This is a genomic window from Marinobacter alkalisoli, assembly GCF_045449855.1.
GTDB lineage: Bacteria > Pseudomonadota > Gammaproteobacteria > Pseudomonadales > Oleiphilaceae > Marinobacter.
Genome location: NZ_JBJJLC010000062.1, coordinates 1 through 20,139, shown reverse-complemented (window position 1 = coordinate 20,139; position 20,139 = coordinate 1). Strand labels below are relative to the sequence as shown.

General features: G+C 60.8%; 14 protein-coding genes. 10 read left to right on the top strand and 4 right to left on the bottom strand.

Annotated elements, in window-relative coordinates; genetic code table 11:
• Window positions 1-82: 82 nt before the first annotated feature.
• The 4 genes from ACJO5Y_RS20545 to ACJO5Y_RS20530 are packed head-to-tail and all read right to left on the bottom strand — an operon-like array spanning window position 83 to window position 4,579.
• Window positions 83-1,285: an MFS transporter gene (locus ACJO5Y_RS20545; RefSeq protein WP_406989785.1), complete on the bottom strand. Its 1,203-nt coding sequence runs from the start codon at window positions 1,283-1,285 to the stop codon at window positions 83-85.
• A 10-nt stretch (window positions 1,286-1,295) separates the two neighbouring features.
• Complete coding sequence (locus ACJO5Y_RS20540) at window positions 1,296-1,691, bottom strand: ectoine synthase (protein WP_406989783.1); 396 nt, start codon at window positions 1,689-1,691, stop codon at window positions 1,296-1,298.
• A gap of 50 nt (window positions 1,692-1,741) precedes the next feature.
• A complete protein-coding gene (locus tag ACJO5Y_RS20535) occupies window positions 1,742-3,172 on the bottom strand; it encodes a GTPase/DUF3482 domain-containing protein (protein ID WP_406989781.1) in 1,431 nt (476 codons plus the stop codon).
• Between the two features lie 3 nt (window positions 3,173-3,175).
• On the bottom strand, window positions 3,176-4,579 hold the full coding sequence (locus ACJO5Y_RS20530) for a DUF2868 domain-containing protein (protein ID WP_406989780.1): 1,404 nt from the start codon (window positions 4,577-4,579) through the stop codon (window positions 3,176-3,178).
• Window positions 4,580-4,662: 83 nt separating this feature from the next.
• Between ACJO5Y_RS20530 and ACJO5Y_RS20525 the strand changes: the two genes are divergently transcribed.
• From ACJO5Y_RS20525 to ACJO5Y_RS20480, 10 genes are all read left to right on the top strand, one after another.
• Window positions 4,663-5,025: a DUF6164 family protein gene (locus ACJO5Y_RS20525; protein ID WP_406989778.1), complete on the top strand. Its 363-nt coding sequence runs from the start codon at window positions 4,663-4,665 to the stop codon at window positions 5,023-5,025.
• Between the two features lie 261 nt (window positions 5,026-5,286).
• Entirely contained in the window at window positions 5,287-6,618 is a 1,332-nt protein-coding gene (locus ACJO5Y_RS20520) for an outer membrane protein transport protein (protein ID WP_406989776.1), read from the top strand.
• A gap of 13 nt (window positions 6,619-6,631) precedes the next feature.
• On the top strand, window positions 6,632-9,754 hold the full coding sequence (locus tag ACJO5Y_RS20515; RefSeq protein ID WP_406989774.1) for an Ig-like domain-containing domain: 3,123 nt from the start codon (window positions 6,632-6,634) through the stop codon (window positions 9,752-9,754).
• Between the two features lie 321 nt (window positions 9,755-10,075).
• The gene (locus tag ACJO5Y_RS20510) at window positions 10,076-12,202 is read left to right on the top strand and encodes a 3-hydroxybutyrate oligomer hydrolase family protein (protein ID WP_406989773.1); all 2,127 of its coding nucleotides are present in this window, start codon (window positions 10,076-10,078) and stop codon (window positions 12,200-12,202) included.
• Between the two features lie 22 nt (window positions 12,203-12,224).
• A complete protein-coding gene (locus ACJO5Y_RS20505; protein ID WP_406989771.1) occupies window positions 12,225-13,670 on the top strand; it encodes a sigma-54 interaction domain-containing protein in 1,446 nt (481 codons plus the stop codon).
• Window positions 13,671-13,996: 326 nt separating this feature from the next.
• Window positions 13,997-15,049, top strand: a complete 1,053-nt coding sequence (locus tag ACJO5Y_RS20500) for a TRAP transporter substrate-binding protein (RefSeq protein WP_406989770.1) — start codon at window positions 13,997-13,999, stop codon at window positions 15,047-15,049.
• 118 nt (window positions 15,050-15,167) lie between these two features.
• The gene (locus ACJO5Y_RS20495; RefSeq protein ID WP_406989768.1) at window positions 15,168-15,806 is read left to right on the top strand and encodes a TRAP transporter small permease subunit; all 639 of its coding nucleotides are present in this window, start codon (window positions 15,168-15,170) and stop codon (window positions 15,804-15,806) included.
• The gene (locus ACJO5Y_RS20490; protein WP_406989766.1) at window positions 15,806-17,170 is read left to right on the top strand and encodes a TRAP transporter large permease; all 1,365 of its coding nucleotides are present in this window, start codon (window positions 15,806-15,808) and stop codon (window positions 17,168-17,170) included. The genes ACJO5Y_RS20495 and ACJO5Y_RS20490 overlap by 1 nt, the downstream gene beginning before the upstream one ends.
• 12 nt (window positions 17,171-17,182) lie before the next feature.
• Window positions 17,183-17,962, top strand: a complete 780-nt coding sequence (locus ACJO5Y_RS20485) for a 3-hydroxybutyrate dehydrogenase (RefSeq protein WP_406989764.1) — start codon at window positions 17,183-17,185, stop codon at window positions 17,960-17,962.
• A 16-nt stretch (window positions 17,963-17,978) separates the two neighbouring features.
• Window positions 17,979-19,982, top strand: coding sequence for an acetoacetate--CoA ligase (locus ACJO5Y_RS20480; RefSeq protein WP_406989762.1), 2,004 nt, complete (start codon window positions 17,979-17,981; stop codon window positions 19,980-19,982).
• Window positions 19,983-20,139: the final 157 nt, after the last annotated feature.

Genomic DNA, 20,139 nt, shown 5'->3' with positions numbered 1-20,139 from the left:
CGCTCAGACATCTTTTTCCCGGCGGAAAGACACCCCGCCCCACGGCTTTTCGGCCATTGGTGATGGAGTCCTTTTGCAAGGATCAGCTTTCGGGCTGGTCCTTTTTTCGTGTCAGGTCCAGGGTGAAGGCCAGGGGGAGGACCAGGGCGCTGTAAGCGATGATGGTGAGGATGGCGTGTCGGGCGTCGCCGGTCCAGTCGGCCAGGACGCCGCCGAGCATGGGTACGGAGAAGGCCATGGTGTAACCGACAAGGAAGGTGCCGGCGGACAGACGGCCGGTTTCCTGTGACGAGGTGACCAGCGGTGGTACCGCGACCAGCAGGATCAGCAGGATGCCGGCGGTGAAGCTCATAAGGGTGGCGCTGGCGATGGACCACCAGCCGGTAAAGGTAATGGCGCCCAGGGTGCCGATGATGCTCAGGGAGGCAGTAACGATGATCGCGGAGCGGCGGCCTACCCAGGCTCTGGCCATCTTGAGCATGACCAGGGAGGCGAAGACCTGGGCGATGTTGTACCAGAACAGGGCGTCGGCGAGTTTGTTGAACTGGCCTTGCTGTTCCAGCAGGTTGCCCATGTAAGCGTTGAGGCCAAAGAACATGGAGCCGGAGAGGCCGAGGAGCAGGCCGATTTTCAGGGTGAGTGGGTTGTTCCAGTCCGGTAGCCAGGAGACTTTGCCCACCGGTTTTGCCCGGTCTCTGTTAGGCAGGTACAGGGCAGCGGCGACCAGTAGTGCCGGTAGCGACCAGGCCAGCATGGTCGCGCGCCAGCTGTTGTCCATCAGGGGCATGAGCACCGGCAGGGTGATGCCCGCACCTATGAATTCCCCCATCAACATGCCGTTCATATAGATGGCGGAGCCCAGGGCCAGGTGGTGAGGTTCCAGCCAGCGCGGCAGCAGGGCGGGCAGGGCCGGTTGCATCATGGCGACGCCGAGGCCCATGACGGCGCTGGCAAGCATCAGGGTGAAGGTGTCCGGCACCAAACCGCGCCCGGCGGAACCGATAACCATGATCACCATGGCCAGCGCCAGGGTATGACGTGGACCGATACGGGCGATGGCCAGGGAGCCGGGCATGGAGCCGATGGCCAGCATCAGGATAGGCAGGGTCGTCAGTGCGCCGGTCAGCGCCTGGGACAGGGCCAACTCGTCGCCAATGAAGGGTGCCAGCGGCGGTGCCACGAGTATCGGTACGCGCAGGTATACACCGGCGAGCCAAAGCAACACCGCCACCGGAAGCAGCTTTGCCTGCGGTGGCGGTGTGATTGCGGCTTGGGGATCAGCCACGAAAGGCGACTTAGTTTTCGCCGGTATCCGGCAGGTAGGCGCCGTCCTCGTCGTGCACTTCGCGACCGGTGACTGGCGGGTTGAAGGCGCAGATCAGGCGCATGTCTTCAGTGCCGCCACGGAGCGTATGCTGGTCGTTCTTGTCGAGTGCGTACAGCGTTCCGTCGGAGATGTCGTGGGTTTCACCGGTAGCCTTGTCCAGAATGGTGCCGTTACCGGCAACACAATAGACGGCTTCCAGGTGGTGCTTGTACCAGAGGTTGAGCTCAGCGCCGGCTGGGATGATGGTCTCGTGGAAGGAGAAGCCCATGCCGTCCTTCTTCAGCAGCATGCGACGGCTGGTCCAGCCCGGGCCGCTGACTTCGCGCTCGGTACCGATGATGTCTTGCACTCGTACGATTTTCATTCGCATTCCTCATTCTGTGATGGAATAGCTCTACAGTATAAACATCCCTGTCAGGTCCGGTTCAACCGCCAATCGTCGTAAACGGTCATCGCCTGTTCAACGGCGGCGGCTAAGGTAACCCGCAGGCGTTCGTCGGGCGTTCTGTGTTTACGAAACCGGTCGAAGGCTCTCTGGATGTCCTGTCGGCTTTTCCGGTCCAGGTTTTCCAGCCAGTGGCTATCGGCTGGTGCAAGGTCCAGCTGATCGCGCCCGGCATGGTTGCGGTGGCTGATATGCCACCAGTGATCCACAGCACGCCCTAATACAACATAGCCGAACTGGCTGTCCTGTACAGGGCCGAAGGTGGCGGTTTTCAGACCATCCCTCAGGGCGCCGATGTTCAGCGCGGGCAGGGCCAGCCGGTCGCCGTAGAAATAACTGCCGGCCGCGCCGAGAATACCCCCTACCAGGGCGACGGTACCCAGTGACGCTCCGAAGGTGAGCGCATCGATGCCGGCGCCGCCAACGGCGCCCGCGCCGAAGCCTGCGGTGGCCAGGTAGCGCCGGCTGACAGACCAGACGCGGCGGCTGTCTTCACTGAACAGGTCGTGATCGCTGTGCCATTCCAGCTCTGCTTCCTGGCGCTGAATGCGCTTGTGCTGGTACAGGTGTTCAATGGAGACCCGCAGGGTCTGCTCCCGCCGACGCTGGTGATGGTACCAACTACGCCTGAGGGTATCCGCCAGAGTCTGCTCGCTGGTTGCCGTGGCCTGATTTGTGGTCAGGGTGCGTTTTTCCTGGTGCGACATTATGTCTTCCAGGGCTTTGGCAATCAGCCTGGCGGCCTGGGTTTTACGCTGGCTGCGCTGATCCGCGAGAAAACCGGTGGCCTGTTCCAGGGGCGCCTCCCAGGCCGGTTCCAATTGGCCAAAGGCTCTCAAAAGGCTGAGATGCTGGTCGAATGGTGCGCGAACGGCGTCGAACTTGCGGACAACCTGAAAGAACTGACCCAGCGCTGCCTGCCAGGTATTGCTGTAATCGTCGGGGCCAATGCTGTTAATCAATGCCAGGCTGGGCCGGCCGGTCCAGCGCAGGATGCTCATTTCCGCTTCGTGCTCCGCGCTGTAGGGCACCGAACCGTCGACCACGTAGATAATACCGGCACCTTCTACCAGGGGTGTCAGTAGCTCGCACTCGTCGGTGAAGCGGGCGTCATCCCGGTGTTGGGTAACGAACGCGGCGACGGTTTCGGCCCGATCCGAGGCCGATACGCTGTGGGCATCCAGCCATTCCAGCACCCGCCGTGGGCGCTGGAACCCCGGGGTGTCCACCAGTGTGTAGAGAGTCCTGCCGTCCACGGTTAACGGATAGGCCTGACGCTGACGGGTGGTGCCTGGCTCCAGGGCAATGGCGATGGCGTCGTTCTGGGACAGTGTCGCCACCACGCTGGATTTGCCTTTGTTGGGGTGGCCGACCACCGCAAAAACCGGGGCATTGTCCATGGCTTACAACTCCCCCTGTTGGTACGGGTTCTGGAGCAGCGACGGCGGAAGGCTGACGACGGCAAAGTCGGTTCCCAGCCGTTCGGTAAATCGCAACCACTGCTGTAACTGGTGCGCGGGCGGTTTTTCCAGCCCGGAGGCGGTCAACGGAACCAGCGCCACGTGGCTGGCAGAGGGCCATTGCTCGCGGGCCTGCTGGAGAAAGTCCTGCAGCTCACCGGTGGGTGGCTCCCAGCTGCGGGTAACCACAATAACGGCGGGCCGGGTGATGTTCGCAAGGTGATCAGCTGCTTTCTCCAGGGTGTTCGTGTCGTCCTCGAGCGAGGCCCGGCCGCCGGCACGAAGCACCAGGGTATCGGGACCATTCAGGGCATCCGGAAGCTCCGGTTCTCCGGCGCCGGCCCAGCAGATAACGGTGTCGCTCTCCGGGAGTGGCTTCAACTGACTGTTTGTCGAGGTGTCCGGTTGGTGCTCGGCATCGTTATGGGCATTGCCAGTTTCCAGTGCCGGCGTTTCCATCCGGTACTGTAATGCGGTCAGCCCCGGGTGACGGTCAAGCAGCCGACGGGCCCTTAATCGCAGGTGGCCATCGGCGATGATGGCCAGTATCAGTCGCGGCAGCAGGACATAGCCTATCCACACCATGACGACGAATGGCCACCAGTCGCCCAGTCGGGCCGGATGGGTGGTGATACTGCCGGTTTGGGCACGGAAGAAACGGGTAGTCTCCACCAGGTTGGCGTCAGGCACCGCGACGGGCCAGAGCCACTGCCAGGGAGCGGCAATGGCCTGTACCAGGCCGAGGAACCTGTGGCTGTCAGTATTGAGCGTGGTGCTCCAGCCAAACGCCAGGTCCTGAACCACCACCATCACCAGCAACGTCAGCAAGCCACTGATGCCGAACGCCACGCCGCCAGTATGGGCGGCCCTTGCCATCAGCTGTGGCTGGAGCCTGCGCAGGGCCGTGGTTGGTTCCCCGGAGGAAAGCCGGGCCACCAGCGGGCGCCAGGGTTGCCATCCGGCAAAAGCCTGGAGCGTGGTAAAGGCGGCCAACAGGCACTGGAGAAAAACGAAGGCGAGAATAACGGTGACGTTGATCCGCTGGCCACCCTCGTAAAACAGCAATCCGAGCATGGTGATCACGCCCAGGAAGGCGCCCGCAAGGAGAAACCCCGCCATAATACGTCGCCAGATTCCGAGAGCCGCATCTGCGCCGGGCCCGCCTCCCGGCCCGCTCAAGCGCTTAACATGAGCCAGCCAGTCCCTCGGGGACGGGGTAACACCGCGCTGCTGGCAATTCAGGGCATATTTCCGGTCGCGCCGGTGCAGAAACGCCGGTGCCTGCTCCTGATCGCGGCGCACCCTGTCGTCAAATTCCAGCAACAGGCGGATGGCGGTGTCGGTCATTCAACGTCCTGGTGGCAAGTTCGGAAGGTCATCCTCATGGATGCTAGGATATAGGGATTCCGGCCATTGATACCAGACCAACCATGCCCCACCATCTGATGAATCTCCGCCACGTACCCGATGACGAGGCAGATGAAATCCGCGAATTGTTCGAGTTCCATGACGTTCGCTACTACGAAACCCCGCCTAGTCGCTGGGGAATCAGCATGGGGGGCTTCTGGGTTCACGACGATGACGAGGCGGCCCGGGCCCGCGCCTTGCTGGAAGAGTATCAGCGCCAGCGCCGGGTACGACAGCGCTCGGAATACGAGCATGAGCTTGCGGCGGGGCGTGTCGGTGGATTCTGGTTCCGGTTGCGGCAAAAACCCCTCACCACTTTGATGGCCTGCCTCGCCATTATCACCATTGCTGCCATTAGCCTGCTGCCGTTTATAAGAATTGGCTAGCGCTTCCCGATACATTTCAGGTCTTTGATTTTGCTCACATTTTGCTGAAGCCACTGGCGACATGTCGGAAATTGAATTTCTGAAAATCCAGTGAAACCAGCAGGTTGTCATATGTCGCATTTGTGATGACCCGGTTGCCATGGAATTCGAGGCTAGCCTGCCAATCTGAACCCGACATGGAGTGTATAGGGTTCCGCCCCACGAACGACTCGGGCATATCGCTCTGACAACCAATTCCCGCGTGTCTAAAGGAACTTAGCCATGTCGTACCTGCTCCACAGATCCGTGCTTTTGTCCCGCCTTGTTATCGCCACCAGCCTGGCCGGCCTGTCCCCCCTGGCGAATGCGAGTATGGGCAATATTGGATCAACCTATGGCGTGTTGCCGACGGATATTGCCTCGGCACAGGCGTTGTCGATGTTTAACACCCAGGTGTCGGCCAACTTCTACAACCCCGCCTACCTGGCTTCCGATCCCCGTGGTGAGCTGACCGCAGGCCTGTTGCATGCCCAGCCGGATCTTCAAGCCACGGGTAGTAACGGTACCTTCAGCTTTGAGAAGGAAAGTCAGCATGTACTGATCGGCATGAAAACCGATCTCACCTCCATGCTTCGAGATGGTCCCCCGATCTACCTCGGGTTTATTGCCGGTGTGGAAAAGTACGGCAAGGAAATGCTGGCCTTCGGGTCGCAGACATCCAGCGATGGGCAGTTCCTGGAGTATGGCCGTCAGCCACTGTTTCTGAACATTGGTGCTGCCTCGAATGTCTGGCGCGGGGTCAGTGTTGGCGCCTCGGCGCGGGTAACGCTCCATGCCGCCGCGGATCTGCGAGCTGTCAGTGACCTGGCGGGGAATACCGAGCAGGAAAAGCTGTCGGTCAACGCCGAACCCTCTTTTCGCCTGATCTATTCCACCAGTGTTGACCTGGGGCGCACCGTCTGCCCGGAGAGTCAGTGCCTGCTCAGTGGCTGGGAGGTGGCCGCGGTCTATCGCACCAGTTCCGACACCAATACCACGGTGGATTCGAGTGTGGTCATTCCCGGGTTGATACCGGAGTCCGCCCCCCTGGAGTTCACTATCCGGACCTACGATTCCTACCAGCCCGAAACCCTGGCGCTGGGGCTGCAATATAAAGGCGACGGCTGGCGGATTGGCGGCAGCCTGGAGCAACAGAACTGGTCTGGCCTGAGTGACAAGTTTGAAGGGGATCAGATCAAGGATCAGGCTGAGGTGCGCTTTGACGACATCCTTGTGCCCCGTATTGGCGGCGAGTATCAGTTCCACCCCAATTTTGCGCTGACCACCGGGCTGGCCTATCAGGAATCTCCGCTCGGGGACGGCCTGACACCGGATGTGAATTATTACGACAGTGACCGATACATCGTTGGTCTGGGTCTGTCTGCGCAGTACGAGCAAACGCGTGTGCTGGCTTATCCGGTCAGGCTGGATATCGGGTACCAGTACCACCGGCTGGACGAGCGTGATTTTGAGTTGAGCAACACCGGTTCCGGTAACGCAACGGTGACCAACGGGCAGGTCACCGCCGATGGTGATGTCCATGTCATCGCCGGTTCCATCACGCTTAAATTCTGAACAGGAGACTGCCATGAACCTGTGGAAAGTCGGCGCACTGATGCTGGTTCCGGTATTGTTGGCAGCATGCGGGGGAGAAGACTCCAGCATGCAGACACCAGGCCCCGCGCCCTCATTGATCTACAGCTACCCCGCGGATGGTCAGCGGGATGTCTCGCCCCGGTCCGATCTGGTGCTGAGGTTCTCGCAGCCAGTGGATCAGCCTGAACTGGTGCTGAAGGCGGGGGATGAACGGATTGATCATGAGCTGACACCGGTGGATGGTGGCCAGAGCTGGGTGATTCACCCCGTTGCCGCCCTGAAGCCCGCCACCACCTACAGCATTAGCCTGCAGCGACCGGTCACGGCCGGTGATACTGTCGTTGACCAGCTGGGGACTGATGGCAGCCTGGAATTCCAGACCCGTGGCAGCTTCAGTGGTATACCCTCGCTCTCGGGCACGGCGGCCGAATTCCGGGTTAAGGGCCGGATCCCTGACGGAGAACGCTATCCGCTGGTGGATTTTTCCACCCTCCGACTGACTTTCAGTCAGCCGGTTCACCCGGCAGGGGTGGTTTATGGCGAGTCGGTGAGACTGGAAGACAGTGCCGGCAACCTGGTTCCGGCGCGGGTGCTGTCCGGGGAACGGCACCTTGTGATCGACCCGGTTGCCGGTAAGGGCGCATCAGAATCTGCTCTGAACCCCGGGGAAACCTACCGGCTCGTTGTCCGGGATTTGCCCAATGCCTATGGCGATCAGCTGGCGAACTATGAAACCACCCTGACCCCGCAGGACTCGGGCCCCGGTGAAACCCTGTACCAGGCAGCGGTTGCCAACTCGGATGCCGAGAACCTGCGCTCGGTACTGAACGGTGAGCCCATTAATGGTATTGCCCTGAGTTCGGTGTTGCTGGGGGATACACCCACCTCCTACCAGACCGGAGAGATGTGGGCAGAGCTTGCCTATGCGCCGGACTACCCCGAAATGACACCGTTGCAAATCCCCGCCGGGACGTTGCTGAGCAGCACCTCCCTGGATGTGAACGTCGGCGGTGTGGTGCCGTTGATGACCGACAGTGGCGTCCAGACAACGGGGGCCATCCGGGTCACCACGATTACCGACGCGGTGGGTTACCTGTACCGGAACCCGTATTCCGATGCGGACGACGCGCCCCGCCATATCCGCCTGTTCATGGATGTCGCCATGAGCACCGAGGAAGCGCAACCGAATGCTGCGCTGTCCCAGAATATTCTTGGTCTGGAGCTGGTGGGCACCGCGATCATCCGGAACGGCACCCTGGAAATCGATGCCCTGAGCATGGTTGAGCCACGGCTGCTGGGCCTTGAGAATGCAATGGCCTCGCTGGCGTTCCGGATTGAGGCGGACACCCTGGACCGAGCCCAACAGAATGCGCCGGACCCGCTGGTGGACACGCAGGGCCCCGAGCTGTTGAGCTGGATGCCCGATGAGGCGGGCACTGGCCTGCACAATGCCCATCGTCCCGGGGATCCGATCACGCTGTTTTTCGATGAGCCGGTATCGCGGGAATCCCTCGCTGACGGGCTCCGGGTACTGGCCGACGGCAAGCCCGTGGAGGCGCTGGACGTATCCGTGGATGGAACCAGTGTGTCGGTGATGCCTGCTGGCGGGCTTGCTCACGGCACGCATTACCAGATCCGGCTGACATCGGACCTCACCGACCTGGCCGGTAATGGCGCAGTGGCCGAGGAACTGTCGTTTGAGCTCCCGGTCCAGGCGGACCCGTCTGCGTCATCACCGCTGGCGGTGGCGGTTTACCCCGGGTTTCCCTGTGTCACCAAGGCGCTGGATTTGCTGAACGACCAGCATGGGCGTTGCGTTGGCGCCATTGATGGCAACGGCGTTGACTACAATCAGGATGACGAGGGCATGCCGGTGGTTTCGTTGCCAGCCAACCGGCCCATCGCGGTGACGTTTTCCCAGTCCATGGATCCTGCGTCCATCCGCCTGAACCAGACCTTCACGGTGGAAAAGGTGACCGGTCTGGGCGATGGCACCGGTGATAACGTCGAGGTTGCCGCGGAACCGGTGGCAGGCCGGCTCGAGATGACGTCGCGGAAGCTCTGGTTCTATCCGGAGCAGCCGTGGGAGCAAGGGGCCTGGTACCGATACACGCTGTCTTCGGAGGCGTCTGAGTCCCCGGACTGCGACACGGCCATCTGTTCTGTGGCTGGCCAGGCCCTGGAGACCGATGCCCTGGCCGGTTTGAGTGAACCGGGCGGCCCGGATATGACCATTTACTTCCGCGGTGGCGCGACGTCCGATACGGTGCTCTTGCCCCTGAGAAATCTCCCGGTGCGGGATGTGAACGCCGACGGGGCGATTCAGTGTGGCATCGTGGATGAGACCGACAGTGATGGCGTCGTGATCCGCAAGGTCTATGAGCGTGACTGCACAGAGCCACCCGATGTGACCCTGGATGATGCCGGCCAGCCACTCGCTCCGGCCCAGGCCACCCGGGTTGTCAGCCTGAATCGCGATGAGGCCCGTGTGGGCTGTAACCGAGACCGTAAGGACATCTACTCGCCGTGGATTGAAACCGAGTGCCCGGAGCTTCAGTTCATCTACATGACCGGTGCCTTGAACACCGAGGTTGTGGGGCCGGTGGATCCGGATGATCCTTCGGCGGGTGTTCGCGTCCTGCTTCACCCCACCCTGCTCACCACCACTTCCCTGACGGTGAATGCCAAAGTGGGGACAGACCTGACATGGGCAGAGACACCGACCGGTCCGCAGATTATCCGCATGCGCTATGCCGAGGATGAAGAGGGCAATCGCACGCGTCTGATTCCGGGGGTCATTCGCACGGGTGACGACGGCTTTCCGGTGTTTGAGACCGATGTTAAGGTCTACCTGGATGCGCCGGATCTGGCCACCCCACTGGATCTGCCCCACAACCTGCACAGTGTGCCCCTGGATCTGGACCTGGCGGGTGAAGTGCGCTTTCTGGATGACGGTCGCCAGGTGATCGAGCAGTATAATCAGGTGGCGCAAACCCTGGCGGTGGATGTGGGCGGCATCGTGGCGTTCGATCTGGAGATACCGGCCAATGGCCTGCGCTTGAGCTACCTGTCATCCCCGGTTAAACCCATGATTGGGGTCAATTCAGCGCGCTGAGCCGTCAGCGACTCCGTCCTGTCGGGGCGGAGTCCGCTGCTTTATGCCTTCCCGGAAGCGGCGACTGTTTGAGTTTTCGGACGGTGTCTGGTTTTCCGGACACCGACGTTAACTGCCTGTTTTCAGGCCTTCAGGGTGATATTAGTGATCCGCCAGTGTCCGGAATTCCGGATAATCCTCGATCATTTTCTCGTCTATTCAGTAAATATTCCCCATTTTCAATGCCTTGGTGAGTTGGCACAGCATCCGCATAACATCCAGTCAGGCCGGAGTGCCTGAGGTTCGGCCTGACCGTTAACAACAACAAACAAGGAACGAATCATGAGACGATTGCTGCTATGCACCCTGATCGGTGTAACCGGGGCTGCGCTCGCCGCTGGCAATGAGGGCAAGCCTCCGTTCAATGCAATACCCGACTTTATCGCCAGTGATATTCAGCAGACCTGGTACGACGGCCTGACTGACGACCTGCTGACAGCCGGCCTTGGCGCCGACGGTCTGGCCAGCCCAACCCCGCCGGCCTTTGATGATGCCCTCAACCCGACCCCAGGGGAACTCCGACGGCTGGCGATCTACAACAACTACCGCGCGCTGGTGGATACCGCGCCGGGCGGGGGTTATGGCACGTTCTTCGGGCCCCGGGTCGGGGTTAACGGGAACGGTATGATTGCCGGCGAGGAATCCCTCGCGTTGATGAATGTTCCTGGCCATGACGAGCAAGGCCATGAAGTGCCGGTGACGGTGATGGTCCAGGTGCCGGACAGCTTCGATCCCCGCCAGCCCTGCATGGTGACCGCACCTTCCTCCGGTTCACGGGGTGTGTATGGCGCGATTGGTACCGCCGGTGAATGGGGGCTGAAGAAAGGTTGTGCCGTGGTCTATACCGACAAGGGGACCGGCACGGGTGCCCACAACCTGGAAACCAACAGTACCCAACGTATCGACGGTACGCTCACTACCACCGACGATGAGCCGGTGCTGTTCCGCGCCGACCTGGATGATGCCGCGCGGGCGGACTTCAACAACCAGTGGCCGGACCGGTTCGCCTATAAGCATGCCCACTCCGGGGTGAACCCCGAGGCCGATTGGGGAACCCACGTGCTGCAATCGATTGAGTTTGGTTTCTATGTGCTGAACGAGAAATTCGGTCGCGAACTCGGCAACGGTGAACGGCTGATTACCATCAAGCCCAAACACACCCTGGTCATTGCCTCCAGTGTATCCAATGGCGGTGGTGCGTCAGTACGGGCAGCCGAACAGGATGACCGGGGGCTGATTGACGGCGTTGCGGTTTCCGAGCCCAATGTAAACCCGAGGGTGAATACCTCGTTCACCATTCGTCAGGGCAATGGCCCGGTCATTTCCGGGCACAGCCGCAGCCTGCTGGATTACACCACGGCGCTGGCGGTGTATCAGGGCTGTGCCAACCAGGCACCGGCCATCCGGGATGTGGCGCCTCTTAACGCGGTGTTTAACCCGCCGGCCATTGGCGGAAACATCTGCGACTCGCTGGCCAGCAAGGGCCTGGTATCCGGTATTACCATCGAAGAACGTGCCACCGATGCTTTGCGGATTCTGAACGAAGACTTTGGTATTCAGCCCGAGCAGAATCTGTTGGCGCCGGTGCATTTTGGCCTCGCGGTGGCCCAGGGCATCTCGATGACCTACGCCAATACCTATGGCCAGGCCGGTGTTGAGGATCGGGTCTGTGGCCTCAGCCTGGCGGCAACGGATGGGACCGGTGCGGTGGTTCCGTTGGCTCCGGCACAGGAAGCCGCCCTGTTCTCGGCCAGTAACGGCATTCCGCCGAGTGCCGGGGTGAATCTGGTGTATGACGACGCCCTGGGTCAGCCGACCCATCTGGCCATGAGCGCTTCGGCCAGTACCGGTCAGCTGGACTATGGTCTGGATGCACTGCTGTGTTTGCGCAGCCTGGTGCAGGGAGTGGATGTTGCAACCGGCAACCCGCTGGCGGGCACCGACGCCGCCCTGGCCGATGCGGTCAGTCAGGGCATTGAAGACATTCGTGCCAGTGGTGACCTGCGGGGCAAGCCCGCGGTGTTCGTCACCGGGCGGGCCGATGCGATCCTGCCGATCAACCACACCTCCCGGCCATACCTGGCCCTGAACCGGATGGTTGAGGGGGAGGACTCGGGCCTGCGTTATTACGAAATACTCAACGCCCACCATCTGGATGTACTGAACGGTTTCCCGGGCGTGGCGGAGCGTTATGTTCCCCTGCACCATTACTACTTCCAGGCACTGGATCTGGTCTACGAACACCTGACCGAGGGCCGGCCCCTGCCGCCGAGCCAGGTGGTACGAACGGTGCCGCGGGGTGATATCACCACAGCGTTGTCGGAAACCAACGTGCCGGATATCCAGGATCAGCCGCCGGCGAGTGATCTGATCGTGTTTGCTGATAACCAGCTGAATATCCCTGATTGACGGGCTGCCCAGGTTTTGTACCATGCAAGACACTCTCCCTGGCGGTAACCGGTACATGACACAGCTATTTGCCCACAATAAAAAGAAAGGCCTGACTCGAGAACTCATCGAATCCTTTATCCCGATGTTCGAGGAGGCCAGTGCGGGGGCAATAGCTGTGGATCGTGACAGCCGGATTACCTGGATCAACGCCAGCTATTCCGGTTTGCTGGGACTGAAAGAGCCGTCTGAGGTAATCGGCCGGTTCGTGCGGGATGTGATTCCTCACACCCGCATGCCCGAGGTGGTGGAGACCGGGAAACCGCTGCTGCTGGATATCATGGAACACCAGAACCAGCAGTTTGTGGTCACCCGCCTGCCATTCTTTGATGACGATGGCGAGATTGTCGGCGCGGTGGCCTTTGTTCTCTACGATGACCTGCAGCCGCTGACGCCGCTGGTCAGCAAGTACCGTCGTCTGCACCAGGACCTGGCTGCGGCCCGTAAGGCGCTGGCAAAAAAAGCCCGTGGCACCCGCTACAGCCTGGGGGATTTCGTGGGTGCGAGTCCGGCGGCCCTGGAGGTCAAGCGCCGTGCGCGGTTGGCCGCCGGTCGGGATATGCCGGTGTTGCTGTTGGGCGAGACCGGCACCGGCAAGGAGGTCTTGGCCCAGGCTATTCACTCGGTATCCGGGCGTGCGGAGAAGCCCTTTGTGGGGGTGAACGTGGCCGCCATTCCCGACAATCTTCTGGAAGCGGAGTTCTTTGGCGTGGCGCCCGGGGCTTATACCGGGGCTGATCGCCGCACCCGCGATGGCAAGTTCCAGCTTGCCAACGGCGGCACCCTGTTTCTGGATGAAGTGGGCGATATGCCGCTGGCGCTGCAGGCCAAGCTGTTGCGGGCGCTGCAGGAAGGCGAGATTGAACCCCTGGGCTCCAACAAGGTGGTGTCGGTGAATGTCCGGGTCATTGCGGCGACCAGTCGCAACCTGGAAACCATGATGGCTGAAGGCAGCTTCCGCTCCGACCTGTATTACCGGCTCAATGTTCTGGAAATTCCGATTCCCCCCCTGAGGGAGCGGCTGGCGGATCTCGGTGTGTTATGCGAGGCCTTGCTGGAAGACATCTGTGACGGCCTGGAAATACGCGGTGAGATTACCGATGCCGCGGTATCGGCACTGGGAAGCTATGACTGGCCGGGCAATATTCGTGAGCTCAGGAACGTGCTGGAGCGGGCGCTCACCATGGGTGAAGACAACGGGCTGCTTGATGCCGACGCCATCTTCAAGGTGCTGCCCCGTAATGGTTCGCGCCCCCAGTCCTCCCTGTCCCCCCGACCGGTCAGGCCGCTGGCGCAAGTGATGGCGGAGGCGGAAGCGCAGGCGATTGAGTCTGCATTGGTGGCCTGCCGGGGCAACCGGACCCGGGCAGCCAAGCTTTTGGGCATCTCCCGTTCCGTTCTGTATGAAAAGCTCGCCAGGATGTCCTGATTTCCGGACAGCTGTTCGGCAATCAGGACAACTACCTGCGACATAGGTATTATTCCGTCCGGATCTTCGGACAATGCGGTCTTCCCTTCTCTGTAGCCTGGTTTTTATCCTTCTGATTTTACTGGTTTTTCTGTGACTGGCACGGCACCTGCTAAATCCCCGATGCAGGACGTCAGAACAACGCGGAAAACAAGACTGGCGCTCAACGTTGGACCCACAATTTATATTGTCTGTCTCGTTCTCTGCGATGTCTGACTACACTCAGATTAGGACCGTCAGTCAACAACCGGCGGCCGGATAAAACAACAATGCTAGGAGACATGCCAATGAAACTCTTCAAGGCTCTCGCCGGGATTACCGGTGCGATCGCCCTGTCCACAGGATCGGCGTTCGCAGACGACCTTCGCTGGAAAATGCCTGTTGCCTTTGCCACCAACTTACCGGGCCTGGGTTCCCCCGCCGCCTGGGTTGCCGAAAACCTCACCACCGCTTCCGATGGCAGCATCCAGGTTCGCGTTTACGAGCCCGGGAAGCTGGTACCCCCATTCGATATCTTGCAATCCGTTTCCGATGGCAAGGTTGAAGCAGGTTACACCTGGATTGGTTACGACCAGGGCAAGGTCCCTGCGATTCCGCTGTTTGCAGCCGTACCCTTCGGCATGAAGCCCTGGGCCTACACTGCCTGGTATTACTACGGTGGCGGTCATGAAATGCTGCAGGAAGTCTATGCCAATAAGGGCTTCGACGTGCACGCCCAACTGTGCGGCATTATCGGGCCTGAAACAGCGGGCTGGTATGCGGAGCCCATCGAAACGCTGGAAGACTACAAAGGCCTGAAGATTCGCTTCGCGGGTCTGGGTGGCAAGGTTCTGGAGAAACTGGGCGCCTCCGTCACCATGATGCCCGGTGGTGAGCTCTACCAGGCACTGGAAAAAGGCACCATCGATGCCACCGAATTCTCCATGCCCGCCATCGACCAGATCCTCGGCTTCGACCAGGTGGTCAAGTACAACCTGTTCCCGGGCTGGCACCAGCAGTTCACCGCCCAGTACATGCTGATCAACAGGGATCAGTGGAACAAAACCACCGACGCACAGAAAGCGCTGGTTGAGGCCTCCTGTACCGCTGCAACAACGCTTGGCCTGGCCGAGGGTGAATATAAGAATGGTAAGGTCCTGGCCGAGTTCCAGGACAAGGGCGTCCAGGCCGACCAGATCCCCCGTGACGTTCTGAAAGAGTTGGAAGCGGTCACCGAGGAAGTGCTGAAAGAAGAAGCGTCCAAGGATGCCGACTTCAAGCGCGTTTATGAAAGCCAGAACGAGTTCATGGAAACATACGAGATCTGGGATACACGCGCCTACGTTCCGTCGGACCTGTAAGGGTCCCGGGCCGATCCTGAGAGACCGGGTCTGGTTTCGGTACTCTCTGACAAAGTCTGGATGGCCCTTCGGGGCCATCCTTGTTTCACAATCGGCATTCTGAGCGAGGAACTGCTGTATGACGGTGTCTGGTAAAGGCTCACCGCAGAGTGGGCGGCCATCGGTGTCCGATACCGACCAAATTCTTCATCATCACACGGAGTTGCCCACAACCTGGCTCAGTCAGGGGATGGACCGTGTGATTTCCGCGATCGGCAAGAGTGCTTCCTGGCTCTGGTTAGTGATTACCGGCGTGATTATCTATGCGGTGGTTGGTCGCTATGCCTTCGGCGCTGGTTCTGTGACCCTGGAAGAAGTCCAGTGGCACCTGGCTGGCGCAGGCTGGATGTTGGGGCTGGCCTACACACTGGTCGTTGATGGCCACGTGAGAGTGGATGTAATTCATGAACGTCTGTCCCTCAGGGGCCAGGGATGGGTTGAACTGTTTGGGCTGGTGTTCCTGTTGCTGCCGTTTCTCGGGCTGGCAGTCTGGGAGATGATCCCCTACGCCCATAGCTCCTGGCAGCAGGGGGAAACCAGTCAGGCACCCGCCGGGCTTCCCTACCGCTGGGTTCTCAAGAGCGTCGTGGCATTGTCGTTTATTCTTCTGACCCTGGCTGCACTATCTCGCTTGCTGAAAGTAACCGCACTGCTTTTTGGCTTTCCGAAGCCCATCCGGATCGAGTCCGGGAGTAACAAGAAAGGGGATGCGTCCTGATGGAGCTTGAAACACTTTTTGTAATCGGCATGTTCCTCACCTTCGGGGCGCTGCTGATGACGGGCTATCCTGTCGCCTGGGTACTGGGTGGTACCGCCGTAATCTGGACTCTGATTGGCGTCATCGCCGTCGAAAATTTCGGCGCTAACCTCTGGTTTGATTATCAGTCTTCAATGGGACTTGTCCCCGAGCGAATATGGGATGTCGTCAACAGCGAGACCCTTGTCGCTCTGCCCATGTTCATATTCATGGGCATCATGCTCGATCAGTCCGGCGTTGCCGAAAAACTGATGAACAGCATGGTAAAACTCTTTGGTGCGGTTCGTGGTGGATACGCTGTAACGGTGGTTGTCATTGGCGTATTGCTGGCGGCCACCACGGGTATCATCGGGGCGTCCGTGGTGCTGCTGGGCATGCTCTCCCTGCCGGTGATGATGGAGAACAAGTACGACAAGGGTTTTGCCGTGGGCACTGCCTGCGCCACCGGTACCCTGGGAATACTGATCCCCCCGTCCATCATGCTGGTGCTGATGGCCGACCGGCTGGCGGTTCCTGAGGCATCCGTAGGTGATCTGTTCATGGGCGCGTTCCTGCCCGGGCTGCTTCTGGGTGCCATGTACGTCGCTTACGTGATGATCCGTCCACTGTTTCAGCCACATATTGCCCCAGTGCCGGAGGGCACCGAGAAAGTCTCCTGGAGCATCGTCTGGGAAGTGGCCAAGGCAGTGGTGCCTACGGCTGCGCTGATTCTCGGAGTGCTTGGTTCTATCTTTGCCGGTATAGCTACGCCCACGGAGGCTTCCGGCGTTGGCGCCCTGGGGGCTTTGTTACTGGCCCTGATGGCGAGACGCCTGAACTTTCAGGTGCTCAACTCCTCGTTGCAACAAACCACCCGCACGGCTGCCTTCATCTTTGCCATTTTTCTGGGTGCTACGGCGTTCTCTGTTGTACTGCGGGGGCTCGGTGGCGACCAGGTAATCGAAGATGCGCTACTGGGGCTGCCATTCGGACCTTATGGCGTGGTTCTGACCATTCTGTTCGCGGTGTTCCTGCTGGGTTTCTTCCTGGACTGGGTTGAAATTACCCTCATCATTCTGCCGCTGGTGGCGCCGGTGGTTCAAACGCTGGGTTTCGATCTGGTGTGGTTCACCATCCTCTTTGCCATGTGCCTGCAGACGTCGTTCCTGACGCCACCGGTAGGCTTTGCCCTGTTCTACATCAAGGGTGTGGCGCCGCCGGAAATCGACGTGCTGGACATCTACAGGGGCGTCATACCCTTCATCATTATTCAGCTTGTAGCTCTGGCCATCGTGTTCCTGGTTCCGGAAATCGCGACCTGGCTGCCGAGTGTGGCTTACGACTAAGGAGAAAATATCATGCGTCTGGAAAACCGGATTGCCCTGGTGACAGGTGCCGGCCGTGGCATCGGCCGGGCGATTGCCGAACACTATGGGCGTGAGGGCGCGAAGGTCGCGGTTGCCGACCTGACCCTGGAAAGCGCCCGCGACACCGTTCAGGCAATAGAAGACAGCGGTGGCACAGCCATGGCGCTGGCAATGGATGTCACCAATGAGCAGGCCGTTGACGAGGGCGTCGCTGCCATTGTCGAGCAGTGGGGTGGTCTGGACATTGCCGTTGCCAACGCCGGTGTCCAGCATATCGACCCGGTGCACAAGCTGGCTTTTGCGGACTGGAGCAAAGTGATGAGTGTGCATCTGGACGGTGCATTCCTGGTCACCCGCGCCGCCCTCAACCAGATGTACGCCTCCGGCGGCGGCATCATGCTGTATATGGGGTCGGTGCATTCACTGGAAGCGTCGCCCCTGAAAGCACCCTATGTTGCCGCCAAACACGGTATGCTGGGGCTGTGCCGTGCGGTTGCCAAAGAGGGTGCAGAGCATGGCGTGCGCAGCAACATCATCTGCCCGGGCTTTGTCCGCACCCCGTTGGTGGACAAACAGATTCCGGAGCAGGCAAAGGAACTGGGCATTTCCGAGGAAGAAGTCATCAGCAAGGTCATGCTGAAAAATACCGTGGATGGAAAGTTCACGACTCTCGAGGATGTATCCGAACTGGCCGTTCATCTGGCTGCCTTCCCGTCTGCAGCCCTGACCGGCCAATCCATCGTCGTCAGCCACGGCTGGCACATGCAGTAATCAGCAGGAGAGACGGATGAGCAATACAGAACAATCACCGGTGGTCTGGTCTCCCCCGGAAGACACCCTGACCAACTGCCAGATGGCCCGCTTCAAGGCGTGGCTGGAAGATCAGGGATTCGGACCTTTTAACGATTACCACGCCCTGCACCGTTGGTCCATCGACGAGCTGGACACCTTCTGGGCGAAGGTATGGGACTATTGCGGCCTGGTCAGTGACACCCCGGCGGAGCGAGTACTGGGCAGCCGCGCCATGCCGGGCGCCGAATGGTTCCCGGGCATGAAAGTGAACTTTGCCGCCAACCTGCTGCGCCTGGCAGATGGCGAGCAGGCCGATAGCGAAGCGGTCGTTGCCTATTGCGAAACCCGGCCGGTGTTGCGTCGCAGTTATGCCGAACTGAAGGCCGACACCGGCGCCCTCGAAGCCTTTCTGCGGGATCAGGGCATTCAGCAGGGCGATCGCGTTGCCGGCGTGGTCACCAACGGGTACGAAGCCCTGGTCGGCATGCTGGCGGCCACCAGCCTGGGCGCGATCTGGAGCTCCGCGTCTCCCGATTTCGGCGTCGGCGCGATTCTTGACCGCTTCGGCCAGATTGAACCTGCGGCGCTGATCGCGGTGAACGGCTATGGCTACGGCGGCAAGGTATTTGCCCGCCAGCAGGGGTTTGCGGAACTCATTGCCGGCCTGCCATCGCTGAAGTGCGTGGTCAGCGTCCAGCAGCTGCCGGACGAAGCCCCCATCGCCGGCGAGCGCGTCACCACCTGGGAAGACGCCCTGGCATTCGGCGCCGGCAAGGCGCCGTCCTTTGCGCCGCTGCCCCCGGATCATCCGGTCTACATCCTGTATTCCTCCGGCACCACCGGCAAACCCAAGTGCATCGTTCACGGCGCCGCCGGCCTGCTGGTCAACCACGCCAAGGAACTGATGCTCCACGGCGATGTCGGGCCAGAGGACCGATTCCTCTACTTCACCACCTGTGGCTGGATGATGTGGAACTGGCAGGCCTCCGCCCTGCTAACCGGTGCGGCGGTGATCACCGTCGACGGCTCCCCCGGCTACCCGGATCTGAGCTTTCTATGGCAGGTGGTTGCCGACGAAAAAGTCACCCACTACGGCACCAGCGCCCGCTTCATTGCCGGCTGCCGCAAGGCCGAACTGGCCCCGGCGAAAACCCTCGACCTGAGCGCCCTTCGCGTCGTCTTCTCCACCGGCTCACCGCTGCTGCCGGAAGACTACGACTGGGTCTACAGCGACGGCGCCCCCAACGTACTGCTCGGCTCCATCGCCGGCGGCACCGACATCTGCGGCTGCTTCGTGGGCGCCACCCCGCTGCTGCCCGTGCGCCGCGGCGAAATCCAGTGCCGCTTCCTCGGTGTCGACGCCGTGGCCTACGGCGACGACGGCAAGCCCGTCAGCGAAGGCCGCGGCGAACTGGTCTGCCTTCAGCCGCTGCCGTCCATGCCAGTATGCTTCTGGGACGACGCCGACGGTGAACGCTATCGCAGCGCCTACTTCGACACCTTCTCCGACACTAGCCCGGGCGTCTGGGCCCACGGTGACTTCATCGAATTCACCGAACACGGCGGCGCCATCATCTACGGCCGCTCCGACGCCACCCTCAACCCGGGCGGTGTCCGCATCGGCACGGCGGAAATCTACCGCCAGGTGGAAACCGAAGCCGCGGTGAAAGACAGCCTGGTCATCGGCCGCCAGATCGACGGCGACGTGGAAGTGGTCCTGCTGGTGGTTCCCGCTGAGGGAGAAAGCCTCGGGGAAGAACTGGTCAAACGCCTGAAAACCCGCATCCGCGAAGGCGCCAGCCCGAGGCACGTGCCCAGGCACGTAATCACCGTGCCGGACATTCCCTACACCCGCAGCGGCAAGAAAGTGGAACTGGCCGTCGCGAGACTGATCAACGGCTCCGCCCGCAGCGACAACCGCGATGCGTTGGCCAATCCAGAAGCGCTGGATCAGATCCGCGAGTGCCTGGCCAAGGCAAACCTGCTGCCGAATGGGTAACCGTAGGTCGGATTTACCGGTGAACGGCACAATGAGCCAAAGGCGTAATCCGACGGTGCAATGGCCTGAGAACTGGTTGTCGGATTACGCCTGCGGCTAATCCGACCTACGGTTCAGGGACGAAATCCAACGGTGTATCAAGGAGTATGGCCGGGGG